Annotated in this window: 13 protein-coding genes; 9 read left to right on the top strand and 4 right to left on the bottom strand. The window is 51.1% G+C overall.

The features are described from left to right. Positions 1-64 precede the first annotated feature (64 nt). On the top strand, positions 65-1,744 hold the full coding sequence (locus MYS68_RS17965; protein ID WP_248927156.1) for a CocE/NonD family hydrolase: 1,680 nt from the start codon (positions 65-67) through the stop codon (positions 1,742-1,744). Here the strand turns inward: MYS68_RS17965 and mgrA are convergent. Beyond that, positions 1,741-2,730: an L-glyceraldehyde 3-phosphate reductase gene (gene mgrA / locus MYS68_RS17960; protein ID WP_248927155.1), complete on the bottom strand. Its 990-nt coding sequence runs from the start codon at positions 2,728-2,730 to the stop codon at positions 1,741-1,743. The genes MYS68_RS17965 and mgrA overlap by 4 nt on opposite strands. Positions 2,731-2,857: 127 nt before the next feature. Then, complete coding sequence (locus MYS68_RS17955; protein WP_248927154.1) at positions 2,858-3,682, bottom strand: AraC family transcriptional regulator; 825 nt, start codon at positions 3,680-3,682, stop codon at positions 2,858-2,860. 315 nt (positions 3,683-3,997) lie between these two features. Between MYS68_RS17955 and MYS68_RS17950 the strand changes: the two genes are divergently transcribed. Next, positions 3,998-4,744 carry a class D sortase gene (locus tag MYS68_RS17950; protein ID WP_248927153.1) on the top strand — a complete coding sequence of 249 codons (747 nt, stop codon included), beginning with the start codon at positions 3,998-4,000 and terminating at the stop codon, positions 4,742-4,744. Further along, positions 4,741-8,202 (top strand): SdrD B-like domain-containing protein, encoded by a 3,462-nt coding sequence (locus tag MYS68_RS17945; protein WP_248927152.1) that lies wholly within the window; start codon positions 4,741-4,743, stop codon positions 8,200-8,202. The genes MYS68_RS17950 and MYS68_RS17945 overlap by 4 nt, the downstream gene beginning before the upstream one ends. A 608-nt stretch (positions 8,203-8,810) precedes the next feature. On the opposite strand, the gene MYS68_RS17940 is transcribed toward MYS68_RS17945, so the two are convergent. Further along, complete coding sequence (locus MYS68_RS17940; protein WP_248927151.1) at positions 8,811-9,179, bottom strand: helix-turn-helix domain-containing protein; 369 nt, start codon at positions 9,177-9,179, stop codon at positions 8,811-8,813. Between the two features lie 328 nt (positions 9,180-9,507). Here MYS68_RS17940 and MYS68_RS17935 point away from each other — a divergent pair, with 328 nt between their 5' ends. Next, a complete protein-coding gene (locus MYS68_RS17935; RefSeq protein WP_248927150.1) occupies positions 9,508-9,723 on the top strand; it encodes a hypothetical protein in 216 nt (71 codons plus the stop codon). Positions 9,724-9,749: 26 nt separating this feature from the next. On the opposite strand, the gene MYS68_RS39110 is transcribed toward MYS68_RS17935, so the two are convergent. Beyond that, on the bottom strand, positions 9,750-9,899 hold the full coding sequence (locus tag MYS68_RS39110; protein ID WP_420852137.1) for a DUF3973 domain-containing protein: 150 nt from the start codon (positions 9,897-9,899) through the stop codon (positions 9,750-9,752). A 512-nt stretch (positions 9,900-10,411) separates the two neighbouring features. On the opposite strand from MYS68_RS39110, the gene MYS68_RS17930 reads away from it, so the two are divergent. The 5 genes from MYS68_RS17930 (at position 10,412) to MYS68_RS17910 (ending at position 13,667) form a co-directional block, all read left to right on the top strand. Continuing rightward, on the top strand, positions 10,412-10,846 hold the full coding sequence (locus MYS68_RS17930) for a VanZ family protein (RefSeq protein ID WP_248930945.1): 435 nt from the start codon (positions 10,412-10,414) through the stop codon (positions 10,844-10,846). Positions 10,847-11,016: 170 nt separating this feature from the next. Further along, positions 11,017-11,451 carry a hypothetical protein gene (locus MYS68_RS17925; RefSeq protein WP_248927149.1) on the top strand — a complete coding sequence of 145 codons (435 nt, stop codon included), beginning with the start codon at positions 11,017-11,019 and terminating at the stop codon, positions 11,449-11,451. A 160-nt stretch (positions 11,452-11,611) separates the two neighbouring features. Then, positions 11,612-11,830 (top strand): helix-turn-helix domain-containing protein, encoded by a 219-nt coding sequence (locus MYS68_RS17920; protein WP_248927148.1) that lies wholly within the window; start codon positions 11,612-11,614, stop codon positions 11,828-11,830. A gap of 441 nt (positions 11,831-12,271) precedes the next feature. Continuing rightward, the gene (locus tag MYS68_RS17915) at positions 12,272-13,021 is read left to right on the top strand and encodes a YveK family protein (RefSeq protein ID WP_248927147.1); all 750 of its coding nucleotides are present in this window, start codon (positions 12,272-12,274) and stop codon (positions 13,019-13,021) included. After that, entirely contained in the window at positions 13,002-13,667 is a 666-nt protein-coding gene (locus tag MYS68_RS17910) for a CpsD/CapB family tyrosine-protein kinase (protein ID WP_248927146.1), read from the top strand. Before MYS68_RS17915 ends, MYS68_RS17910 begins: the two co-directional genes overlap by 20 nt. Positions 13,668-13,772: the final 105 nt, after the last annotated feature.

Raw genomic sequence — 13,772 nt, 5'->3', positions numbered from 1 at the left:
ACGACGGATTGGAATTGGCGAATGAGTTGACTGCTGGCTGGCGAAGGATGAGGAGGTTAAGCGCATGCATGCGAACGACAGGGGACATCGTCATGTTTACGTGCCGATGAGGGACGGGATGAAGCTTTCCACGTATATCAAACTTCCGGAAGGAAGCGGCCCGTGGCCGGTGATCGTAAGCCGCACGCCGTATCCCGCAGCTTTGCCGGTCTGGCTGCAGAGAGCGGAGTTTTGGGCGGAGCAAGGATATGCCTTCGTTATTCAGGAATGCAGGGGAACAGGCCGCTCGGAAGGGGAATGGGTCCCTTTCGTCCATGAGATGAATGACGGGCTGGACAGTTTGCTGTGGACTATAAGGCAGCGATGGTCGAACGGCAAATTGGCCACCTACGGCTCTTCCTACCACGGCACGCTGCAGTGGTGCATGGCCGAGCATTTGCCCCCGGAAGTGAAGACGATGTACATCGCTTTCGCCGGCATTGAGCGGTACCGGCAAAACTATATGAACGGCATGTTCCGGCATGACATTTATACGGTATGGGCGCTCGGCAATTCCGGACATCACCCGCTGCTGCCGCCCGACAAGTTATACCGGGAAGCATTGTCCGTTCGGCCGCATATCGAGATGGACCGAAGGCTGTTCGGACAAACGCTGCCCTGGTACCGGGATTGGGTGACGGAGGTCGATCCGGCGAGTTCTTACTGGAATACGGGGTTATGGGCGTATTTGAAGGAGACCCCGCGGAAAACGAAGGTGCCGGTCATGCTGGTTGCCGGATGGTTCGACCATAATTTGGAGGCATCCGTTTTAAGTTATAACAAGCTTCCGGAGGACATCAGGAGGAAAAGCTTTTTCTTGATCGGCCCGTGGGTCCATACGCAGGATATTTCCGGCGACCTGGAGTACCCGAATCATGACGTATGGGGGCCTCAACAAACCAAAGCCGCGTTGATGTGGTTTGACCATCATCTGAAAGGGAAGCCGCTTGCGGCGGGGGACATCGCAGGAACCGTTCAAACGTATACGATCGGGGAAGGGAGCTGGAAAAGCCGGGACGGATGGATCCGCGGCACAGACAGCATCCGCTATTATTTGTCGGCCGGTCAGGGTGAGCACACACTGACGCCCGGAAAGCCGGACCGGGATCGGCCGGTTACGTTCGACTACGATCCCGATCGTCCGGTGCCGACCAGGGGCGGGGCGGCGCTGATGGCTTATTTGACGGGAGCCCCGGACGCTTCCCGGCCGGCCAGCGTCGTTCAGGATAAGCCCGGAACAAGGGGGGACGTCATTTCCTTCGTCTCCGATGAAATCCGGGAGCCTCTGCGGATTGCCGGGCGGATCAAGGCGTGTTTGTACGTAAGCTCGGATGCGGAGGACACTTCCTTTACGGTATGTGTCATGGAGCAGCGCAGCGACGGCACATCCTACAATATTCGCGACGGCATTACGAGCCTGCGCTTTCGAAACGGCCGGCTGTCGGCTTACCGGCCGAACGAGACGGTTCCGGCGGAAATCGAGCTGTGGCCGATCACATGGACGATCCGCAAAGGCTCCCGGCTCAGGGTGGACATTTCATCGTCCAACTTTCCCGCTTATCACCTGCATCCGAATACGGCAGGACCTTGGGCGCTGCAGGAAACGGTAAAAAAAGCAAGGCAAACGCTGCGTACCGGGGGATCCTGCCCTTCCTGGATCGACATTCCCCTGGATGGAGTGACGCCCGGCACAGCCTCGTCTTAAGCCAAAATCTCGTCAATCCGCGTCAGTTCCTCGACGGTGAAGCTCATGTTGCTCAAAGCGCCGACGGCATCTTCGATCTGGCCGACCTTGCTGGCCCCGATCAATGCCGAGGTGACGCGGCCGCCGCGCAGTACCCAGGCGAGCGCCATTTGCGAAAGCTTCTGGTCTCTTTCCAGCGCCATCTCATTCAGCTTGCGGACCTTGTCGAGCTTGTCTTCGGTGAGCTCTTCCGGACGGAGGAAAACGCTCGGTCCGGCGGCGCGGGAATCCGGCGCGATTCCGTTCAAATAGCGGTCGGTCAAAATGCCTTTGTTGAGCGGAGAAAAAACGATGGAGCCGATGCCTTCCTCGTCCAGCACATCCAGCAGCCCCTCTTCGATCCACCTGGACATCATCGAGTAATTCGGCTGGTGAATAAGACATGGTGTCCCGAGGCTGCGCAAAATGCGCGCGGCTTCCCGAGTAGCCTCCGGCCGGTAGTTGGAAATGCCGACATAAAGCGCTTTTCCTTGGCGAACGACGAGGTCGAGCGCGGCCATCGTTTCTTCGAGCGGCGTATTCGGGTCCGGACGGTGGTGGTAATAAATGTCCACGTAGTCAAGTCCCATCCGCTTCAAGCTTTGGTCCAGGCTGGCCACCAGGTTTTTCTTCGAGCCCCACTCCCCGTAAGGCCCCGGCCACATATAATAACCCGCTTTGGTCGAAATGATCATCTCGTCCCGGTACGGCAGGAAATCCTGCCTCAGCAAGCGGCCGAACGTTTCTTCGGCCGAACCCGGAGGCGGGCCGTAATTGTTGGCGAGATCGAAATGGGTGATGCCCAGATCGAACGCCCTGCGCAGCATCGCTCTGCCGTTTTCGTACGTATCGATTCCGCCGAAATTATGCCACAGTCCGAGCGAAATGGCGGGCAGCTTCAAGCCGCTCCTCCCGCAGCGGTTATATGTCATATTGGCGTATCTTTCGGCATGTGCCGAATAAGTCATCGGAACAACCTCCTCCATATTTTTGCCGCCAACCCGTATTCCGGCTGGAGCCTCCTGCTTATTATAGCCGACGATCGGACATCGGCCCATGTCGGCATGTAATCTGAATATGGCATGATGTCGTTTTCTACTGCTTCCGGTATTCTCTGGGGGAGAAGCCGCTCATTTTTTTGAACATTTTGGAAAACAACAGCGCGTCCTGGTATCCGACCGAGCGGGCGATTTCCGCGACCGTAAGCGTTCCTTTTTTCAGCTGCTCGCAGGCCCTTTCCATTCGGTAAAAGAGCAAATACTGCTGCGGCGAACGGCCGGTTGCTTCCTTAAAGATGGCGGACAAATATTTGCGGTCGAGCCCGATCATCGAAGCAAGCTGGCGAACCGTTATGTTTTCGCCGTAATGGCTGTGCAGAAAATCGAGGCAGCGGTGAACGTATTCATCCCTTGTCCGGCGGCCGGCGGAATTGGTTTTGGACGCGGGAGCCAGCTCAACCAAAGCCGACAAAAACTGAAGCAGCAGCGCGCCAAGCCGCAAATCTTTACCGTATTCAAGCTGAACGGCTTCGTTCAGCAGATCATAAAGGTTCGGCATCAGCCGCATATCCATAGGAAAGACGGGGCGGTCCGGCGTTAACGAAGTCCGCATCATGATGGAATCGGCCCGCTCGCCCCGGAAACCGATCCAGGAATACGTCCAAGGGTCGGCTTCGTCCGCCTGATAAAAGATGATGCGGCCCGGAAACGCCAGGAAAGCTTGCCCCGCCGCGAGCGTATACGTCTCCCCGGAAGTGCGGACGATACCGCGACCTTTATGGATAAAGTGCACTTTATACATGTCCCTGACGCCGGGGCCGTAGGAATGATTCGGTTTGCACGCTTCCTTGCCCCAATACATCAAGATCAGCTCCGGAGCGTCGCTAAAAGGCGGTTCCGGGTTGTAGTGAAAGACGGCCATAACTTGTCATCTGCCTTCTTCGTAGTGTTCATATACCGACATCATACCATAAAAATCAAGCACACCGGTCTGTTGGAGGCGCAGCTTTTCACAATTTCGGGGGTAGACATCTTTGTATACATATTGTATCATTAGTGGTGTGGATGAGTCCGGTTGCTCATTTTATCGGCATCTTGTCTACATGGGGTTACAATTTGTATCATTGATTATGGATCCTACTCTTGGAGGTGATTCGGCATACAAGCGAATCGATCGGCGATTCGGTCTTCGGTCTTTCAGTGGAAGCGCGGCTCTCCGCGAGGCTTGGCGGCCTGTTTGCTATTCGCTGCGGGCATCGGCTTTATTCTGCAGCCTTGGTGGTCGGAGCGCATGCAGGAGAAGCAGCAGTCGAAGCTGCTTGCCCATTGGGACCAATACCGGCATGCATCGGAGCAGAACAACGACGCTCCTCATTCGCTTCCTACCATCCGTTCGCCGTCTCAACCGTCATCCGATTCAACCGACCCGGCGCCACCCGCTCAAGCATTCGCCGAATCTGAGGCAGCCGGGGTACCGGAAGCAGCCGTTTCCGCGGCAGTGCGGGAGCCGGAACCTAAAGGGAGCCCTGCGATCATCGATGGCATGGCTGTGCACGGCACGATCTCCATCGAAAGCCTGGATTTGCGGGAGCCCATCCTGGAAGGCGCGACGGAGGAAACGCTGAGGTACGGCATCGGCATCGTTGAAACGGACCGGCGGCCCGGAGAAACAGGCAATTTTGTGCTGGCCGGACATAATAGCCGAACGCCCGGCAAACACTTTAACCGGATCCACGAATTGAAGACGGATGACAAGATCGTGATTGCGACAGCGGATTCCGCTTATTTGTATGCGGTTACTGCGAAATTTGTCGTTGAGCCGGATGACTTGTCCGTGCTTGCACAAAACGCGGACGCGGCGGAGCTGACGCTGATTACGTGCGATCAAATCGTAAACCCGACCCATCGGCTCATCGTGAAAGCGCGGCTGAAATCGGAAATGCCATCCCAAGTAAGGAAGGATGAGGGGAAGAGGAAAACATGAAGATAAGAAACCGACAATTGCGCATTTGCGCGATACTGCTGCTGCTAAGCGCATTATTCCAGCCGGTCGCCGCATTAGCCGCTGGCCCGGAGGACGCAGTGATCGGGCTTACGCTGTCCAGCAACCAAAGCGTGGTGCCTTCCGGGCAGCCTTTTACGTATACGATTGATTACAGCGTCTCCAGCAATACCGTTGCCAGCTTCGAGAATGCGCAAATCAAATTAAATTTGCCCGAGCAAGTCAAATGCGAAAAAACGGAAAACGACGGCCGGACGAAATCCATGTGTCCGGACGGAACGGGGCCTGTCGTTTTTGAATTTAAGGGCTCTTTGCCCGCCGGATCTGCAGGGAAGCTTCAGGTTAATGCCAGTTTTCCGAATTACATAACTCCTGACGGAACTACGGCAGTGGCTACGAGCGAATTCACAAGCGGCATCGCCTCGAAAACGTCGAATGCCGTTACCGTGAAGGCAGAGGCCAACTCCAATTGGGTGCTTGCCAAACAGAAAACGAGTCCGGTGCCGAACCCGCTGCCGGGCGGCGAAGTCGTTTATACGGTTACATTAACCGATAAAGCAGACAGCAAATACGGCAGACTTCAGCTTAGCAGCATTCGGATGTGGGATGAGCTTCCGGTGGGGGCGACTTGCATATCCGCTTCCGAAGGGGTTTGTGACAATAATAACCGCGGAGTTTCCTGGTCGGTCAACGCCCCCCTAAGGGACAGCAAATCGTTTACGGTCAAGGTCAAATATGACGCGTCAGTATCCGGCACGGTGACGAATAACGTTTATGCCGATGTAACGCCTATAGGTCAAGCGCCGATTCATCTCAAGGCTTCCGCGTCCCATTCGTTTGCCGGGAAAACGGATAACGGAGTACAGGGCGTTTTCAACAAGGATGTAAATCCTCGTCAAAGGGAAATTTCCCCTGGACAGGATGTTACTTTCAGCATTTCGGGGATTCGTCAACGAGCTAATGATACAATTCATAACGTAAAGATTGAAGATATGACGCCGGCCGGACTGAACCTGAAATCGGTAAAACTGGCTCAGCTGCAAAATATGAGCTCCGTTACCTACGGCGTATACTACACGACGGATACGGGAGCCGCGTCGAACTGGACGCTCTGGACGGTAGCCTCCGCCGAAGGCGGGCAGGTGCTGGAAACTTCCGCGCTGCCCGGCAAAGTGACCGGCGTCAAGTTCGATCTCGGCGATCTGCCTGTCGATTTCGTGCAATCGAGGCCGTTTGAGCTCGTTTACAACGCTTCTGACAGTTTGACCGTCCCGGAAGGCGGCCTCCCGATCAAAAATGAGGCAAAAATAAGCTATACGTTTGACGGTATCCCTAAGAGCGCCACGGATGTGGCGGAAGTCCGGATCGTCAACCCGCGGCCTCTGCTGGAGGTCAAAAAATCGGTGCTAAACGGCGACAAAAACTATTACTTCAACCCCGGCGATACGGTAAAATTCGCCGTTACGGTCGCGAACACCGTTTACAGCAGCGACGAATTCCGGGATCCGGTCATCTTCGATTTGCTTCCGGCCGAATTGGAACTGGAGGGGAATCCGGTTGTACAATACGATGCGCTCGGAAAGCAGCCGAAGTTCGAGGCCGTTCCGGATTACAAAGGGACGGGGCGCACCCTGCTGCTCTGGAAATGGCAGGCCGAGGACGGCAATGCCGCCGCTTTGCCTGTAGGAAAATCGGTTGCGGTTACATTCGATGCGAAAATCAAGCCGTATGCGCCGACGGGTATTCTCTGGAACAGAGTAGAAGTGCTTTCCAAAAAACACGATTATTTGAATGACATCAACTTTGCAAAACAAACAACGGATCCTGACGATCATGACGGCGACGGCAAAACGGCGAACGACAAGCTCGTCTTTGCCGAGGACGATTTTTACGTCAATAACGTCACTGCTGTCGATTCCGTGAAGTGGGTGCACGGCGAGCTCGACGTAAATCCGGACGGCAGCCCGAAATGGACGAAGTATCCCGATAAAGGCAAAACAACGCCTGGGGGTATTGTCGATTATAAGCTGATCATCACGAACAACGGCAACCGGGATGTCAAGGATGTCGTCGTTGTCGATGCGCTGCCTCGAGTCGGCGATACGGGTGTTGTCGTCTCCTCGCCGCGCGGCAGCCTGTGGGGGCCGATCCTGTCCGGAGTCGTGGCCGTACCCGAGTCCGTCAACGGCAAAGTGAAGATCTACTACTCGACGGACGCCAAGGTGACGATGACCGAAGGCTCCTGGTCGCAAACGCTGCCTGCCGATATTACGAAAGTGACGGCGCTGAAATTCGTTTTCGAACCAGGGTATGTTTTGAGGCCTGGAGAAAACGTCGAGTTGGTCTGGCCGATGAGGGCTCCCGTAGGGGCGCCGACGAACGGAGAGACCGCTTGGAACTCTTTCGGTTTTGTTGCGACGATAATCAACGATAATGCGGTAATGCTTCCGACGGAGCCGAATAAAGTCGGCATGCAAATCGTCGCCAATCCGAAAGCGGAGCTCGGCAATTACGTCTGGTACGACGAAAACGGCGACGGTATCCAAAACGAAGATGCTTCGCATGGCGTGAACGGCGTTATTGTCCATTTGTTTAAAGCGGACGGCACTGAGCTTCCGCACACGGTAACAGGGAATGACTTCCAAGGAAGGCCGGGGTATTATACGTTCCCCAATCTCGAGGCGGGCTCGTATTATGTAAGATTCGATCTGCCTGCCGCATACCAGGGCTGGACTTCGCCAAGCAAGGCCGGAGACGCGGAGAAAGATTCCGACGCCAAATCGGACGGAACGACGAATATCATCACCCTTTCAGGCGGCCAACAGAACTTGACGCTTGATGCGGGATTGATCAAGTCGAGTTCGAATCCGGGCGGAGGCAACGGAAACAATCCGGGCAACGGGAACAATCCGGGCAACGGGAACAATCCGGGCAACGGAAACACCGGCGGAGGAGACTCGTCCGACGGCGGTTCATCGGGTGACGGCGATTCGTCCGGCGGCGGCGGAAATACGCCCGGTGGCGGCACGCAGCCCGGAACGAACGGGTCCGGCGGCGGCCCGGCTCCGGGAACGCCGCCCGCAGGCAGCGGCAATCCGCCTGGCGGCACGGCGCCTTCCGGAGCGCCTAAAGGCAGCAGTCCGCAAGACGGGACAACGCCAAACGGATCGGGGCCGAACGGATCCCAATCCGGCAGCGGGCCATCCGCTCCGTCCGGCGACAAGCCGGCGGGCGAACCGGATGTGCAATCCCCGGCTGACGAAACGCCGGCAGCGGATACAAGCGGAAGCAATCCCGAAACATCCGGCGCAGCTTCCCCTAAGAAGACGCTGCCGCAAACAGGCGAAACGGCTCCGATGGCTCCATGGATAGGCGTTCTTCTTTGTGCGGCAGCGCTTGGTCTATGGTTTGGACGCAGCCCGCGGAATCGTAACATGTAGCACAATTCATGCAGTGAAGAGATTCGGCGATCGCCGAGTTTGGCAGCGACGGAACAGGATCATTCGACATAACGAATGGTCCTGTTCTTTGCGGTTCAAGGGCAGATGAAAGTCTCTTGAGTCGGTTGCGCGACGGTTCGGCCGGCTGGGGAGGAGAGGAGATTAAGGACGGTTTTTATCGGAATCGTTCGGGCTGCCCTCGGCCGATTTGCCGAAGCAAAATTCGAGCAAACGATTCGCATCCAAACCCAGTTCCTTTGAAACTTTGATTATATCTAGTTCTTTAGTATTATGATTTCTATTACCTGTAAGCATGTGTGTTAATCTCCTCATCAGGAATATATTACTATTTTACTAGATATAACCCATTGATTACTATCGAAAATTATTTTTAAGTTAATTAAAAAAATTTAATTATATTTTAATAAAGTATACTTGTTCGGGGAGTGTGGTGAAAAAATTCACAAATATATGTAAGGAAAATCCCCGTAACAGGGATTAAGCGCAAGTGGGGGGAAATTGGAAATGATGGAATGAGCGTTCAAACGAGGAGATTATATGTAATCGTTTCCAAAAACAGGTATATTGCCGAGTGATTTATGAACGTGTTATTTCATCGATCGTTCGGCACGGATAAAAGCGATGAATCGTTTTGCTTCTTCGAGCGTCAGTTTTTTTCCGTCAATGGTAAAGTTGAATTTTTCCAAAATCTTGCTGTCCGAAAGCTCCAGGCTATCCACAAACTCTCTGATGTCCGGATCGAGTTCGTTTTGGGGGTCATCGACGCGTCCGACCAAATAATCTACAGATACTTTAAAAAGATCGGCTATCTTGAGAATGGTTTCGTAGTCAGGTTCTCTTCGATTATTTTCGTAATGGGAAAGCGAGGCGCGCGTTATACCTAATTTGCTGGACAGGTCCTCCTGGGTCATGGAATGCTTCTCTCTTAATAACGCAATGCGTTCACCGTATTTCACAGCCAGATCACCTCTTTTGTGCAGTCTAAATTTTGAGTATCTCCCATTTTCTAAAAAATAACAAAAAAAACTTGACCTAGATACGAAATGTATCATATATTAAAATTAATGAAGCGGGTACTGATTGGTACTGCTTGCAAAAAACTTGCTGCATTGACATTTCACATTTATTTTATTCCAAAAAATAAACTTTAGGAAGTGTTTTTTACGTGAAAAGGGAGAAAGTCCTAATTTTAAAAAAAAGGAAATAGTCCTATTAACAATATTATGGAAATAACCGACAATGTATAATGTAGGCTTAAACAAGGGTACTCTGAGGAGGATAAGGATGGAAGACAGGACAAGGAATTTGGATATGAAAAAAGTGTTTTACCAACTCGGTCTGGACATAAATAAGTTAATCAACACTTCGATTGAAAGCAATTCCACCCCGGCTCTCAAGGAATCTCCCGCTCTCGAAAGGCAATCGAACAGCCACCCGACCGCCAGCAAGCTTGAAAGTCTTGCCACTGACGATACAAATGGTATCGATTTTCAGGTATAGATTAGCAGCTCTGGATTCGTTCCGGTTCAGTTGTTTTTCGGTTTTGATATTAGAGTGGAACAAATGCCTACCGGATACAGCGTATTATTAATATAAATAAATCCGGTGTTGAAAATAGTGTCGCTTTTTGTTTTCGATTTATGATGAAAGGCCCGGCAACGGATGCACCAGTACATGAAAATTCTCCTTTTTCTGAGACTGTGGTATTTGCATATCTATACTGTAACAAATTGTATCGATAATTTGAACCCTTTTTTCTTGCCTAATCTACAATTTTAGACAAATATCCGCATAACATCGAGGTTTTCCGGAGATTTGGTGCATCCACAATGATACAAAATGTGACAAAAAATGTTGAAAGGGAGTTGTAAGAAATGGAAACTTGCAAGATTAGCGGTTGTTCGAACCCGGTCAAAGCCAAACAGCTGTGCTCCAAGCATCATCAACGGCTTAGACGGACGGGAAGGTACGATCTGCGGAGGGAACGCCAGGATCACATTTGCTCGGAACCCGGGTGCGGAAACAAATACCACGCCCGGTCCCTGTGCAAAAAACATTATCAGCGCTGGTTTTACTCGAAACAAAAAAAGGCGGTATACCCTGTTTTTGCTAATTTCATTAGGCTGAGATTCAATGCGCAGTAGTATAAGCTGCAACATCATTTTACGTGGAGTGAGTCGACTTGCGGATGACTTTGATCGGTATAAAGGCGGCAGCAGCGGCGTTATGGGCGCTAGTGCTGTTCATTTTTACGTGTGCCGTTAATTTGGATAATGCCTTTAAGGGCAAGGTCTTAATTGTATGGCATCCTTATTCGAATTACCGCGATTTCTTTATATTTGACGATATGTTCAAGACACACTCTCACGTTTTCATAATCAAAGCAGGACATTTTTTGGGATTCGCAATTCTGGATTTGCTTATCTATGCACTCATAAAACATCGGGCATACTCTGCGCTTCTTACCATTGCATTTGCGGTAGTGACGGAGATTTTACAGCTGCATACGTTTAGAGACGGTAGATTGTACGATGTCCTCGTTGATGCGGCCGGTGTGATGGCATCCCATTATTGGTTGATGTTAATTCAAAGCCGGGTTTTGCGCCGAAGGTTAGCCGAGTAAATCCTCAATCCAGACGGGATCCCCCAGTTTTCCTCGATTTTGCCCCATAAAAGGTAAAAAAACCTAAATTCAGCTTGACAAAGATACAAAACGTATCATAAATTAGATATTAGGGTACGTTTTGTATTTGAGGTCCTATTACTAATCATAGAAGTAAGGGAAGAATAGTTATGATCTATGAAACGCTTAAGCCTGGAAAATACGATGATCTGGAATGTCTAATGACCATTCGCGAGATGAACGGAAAAAAAGTAGAGACGAAATTCGCGCCGATCCGGTTGGAAAGCTTAGGCTCGTCCGGTCTTCGTTTTATTTCGCGGTTAAATATTCCGATCGTTCCGGACACGGTGCTTTCGTTTAAGCTGATTCTGCCTCATTCCTCCATCGTAATTGACGGCAGATTGACCGGACAGGAAAAGGCGGAGGACGGACATTACCTTTACCCGGTCGAATTTTTGATGGATCATGCCGAGCGGTCCCGCTTTCGTTTTCTCGCCAAGCATATTTTGGCTGCAAAACGCGATGAGGGATTGCAAACTTTCGCGTTTAGCGCATACGAAGCAAGCTTCCCGGAAGTGGGGGAGGTGCTAGATGTGCATACGTAGCCTATTTTTATGCCAGGGACGATACGAAATGTAACCGACACTAGTTGAAAATATTATTTTGTATCATGCAATATGCCGGGGGGAAAGCGATTACATCGTTTCCGGGATGTTTCGGCCGCTCTTGGAGACAAACGGATAGGAAAGGATTGATACTGCCAAGATGAAATTAGGGAAGCGAATTTCTAAGCTGCGTGAGCAAAGGCATATTACGCAAGGAGAATTGGCACAGATTATCGGGGTGACCCGTGCAGCCCTTTCTCATTATGAGAATGACCGCAGACAGCCTGATTATGAAACTTTGATCAAGATCGCAAGGTTTTTTTCCGTTAGCGTCGAGTATGTCATGGAAGGCGAACATAATAACCATATTCAAGGGTAGGCACAGTTTCAGTTTTTTTATATAAAGAAAGAGGCGTTTTTCATCGGCTCATGGTCTGCGGTGACCGTCGTAATCGAATTCGCCGGTCATCGGATAGATGTGTTCCGAGGCACGTTCACATCCCCTATTTCGGAGCTTCACCGCGTTTTCCCTCGAGCTTGCTATGCATCTTCAACGCGCCCCGTTTCCCGTGTTATTCCTCATAGAGCAACGTGTTGCCGGGTGGTTTTCTCCAAATTAAAATGCCCCAGCCCATGCTTTCTCTTGATCTTCATTTGTAGAAAAGAAACGAATTGCATCGAAAATAGTGAGCGATTTCTTTGAAAAAATGGTTGACAGGATACAGAATGTATCATATAGTAAGTAATGTGAAAATGATACATATTGTATCAGAGGGTTCGAAATAACATTTTTAACTATGATTATTGGAGGAATCGGTAAATGGAACTCAAAGAGTATTTGCAAATCATAAAGAAGCGTCTATGGCTTATAGCTATAGTTGTCCTCGTTTCGACAATAACTACGATCTTTTTCAGCTACGTCAATAATGTCCCGATTTACCAGGCGTCTACGAAGCTAATTGTGAATAAGACGGTCGAATTGGATCAGATGGGCAAGGAGCAGATGGATTTTGGAGCTATGGCCATAAACATCAGACTGATCGACACCTATAAAGAGATCATCAATACTCCCGCGATTATGGATAAAGTCGTTATGAGGTACCCGGATTTGCAGCTTACCCCTGAACAGCTCGCTTCGATCGTTAACGTATCCGCCTTTAACGGTACCCAGGTCATGACGCTCAGCGTAATGGATACCTCCTATGCAAGAGCCGTCAAGATCGTCAACGCCGTTTCCGAAGTGTTCCAAACGGAAATCCCCAAAATCATGAAGGTTGACAATGTTACCATCTTAAACCCGGCCAAGCTGACGGATGCACCCAAACCGCTGAATTCCAAAGCCAATCAATATGTGATCATCAGCTTTGCGGTTTCGCTTTTGTTCGGGATCGGCATCGCCTTTCTGCTTGAGTATTTGAACGATACGATCAAAAGGGAAGAAGATATTCAAAAAATTTTCGGCGCGCCGATGCTCTCAACGATTCCTATTATGAAGAAATCCGAGCTGAAATCGTCGGGCCGCGCCGTCACTCCAAGAAAGGTGGGGGAATATGCCAAAGGCAGCATCTAATATTCCAATCGTAACGCATCTGAGTCCAAGCTCTCCGACATCGGAAGCATACCGGATTTTGCGGATCAATATCGATTTTGCCGGAAACGGCAATGAACTGAAAACCATTGCGGTCGTATCGTCCAATCGGGGCGAAGGGAAAACGACAACGCTTCTCAACTTGGCCGTCGCTTATGCACAGGCCGGCAGGAAAGTTCTCGTCGTCGACGGCGATCTTCGCCATCCGTCCCTGCATCTTGCCTTCGGCGGAGATAATCGGGTCGGGCTGACAAGTCTCTTTGCGGCCAGCTCCCCGAACTTAAACGAAATTGTCCGGAGTACGGGCATCGAAAATGTGGACTGCATCACTTCCGGATCGGCGATTTCCAATCCTTCCGAGCTTGCCGCGTCCAAAAAGATGGATGCGCTGCTGGATGAATTGAAGACGCGTTACGATGTCATTCTGATCGATACGCCCCCGTCCTCCGCATTTATTGACGCCAAGGTCATAGCGGCCAAAAGCGACGGCGTGCTCGTTGTCGTCGAATACGGCAAGGTGAAACGCGCGGCAGCCCAAAAGCTGAAGGAAGATTTGGCGCACGTCAAAGCGAACGTTATCGGAACCGTGTTTAACAAGTCGGATGGAACGGTAACCGCAGCATATTAATAATCACGCTTCTTTAATAAAACAGGTAATGTCTACTACACCTTTATCATTGTAGGCACTCGGCCATGCTGTGGGTTCAAAGGAACCTTAGACATTTCATTGTCA

The sequence above is a fragment of the Paenibacillus hamazuiensis genome, assembly GCF_023276405.1.
In the GTDB taxonomy this organism is placed as follows: domain Bacteria; phylum Bacillota; class Bacilli; order Paenibacillales; family NBRC-103111; genus Paenibacillus_AF; species Paenibacillus_AF hamazuiensis.
Note: the sequence above shows the minus strand (reverse complement) of the source record. Positions and strands in the feature narration are given on the sequence as shown.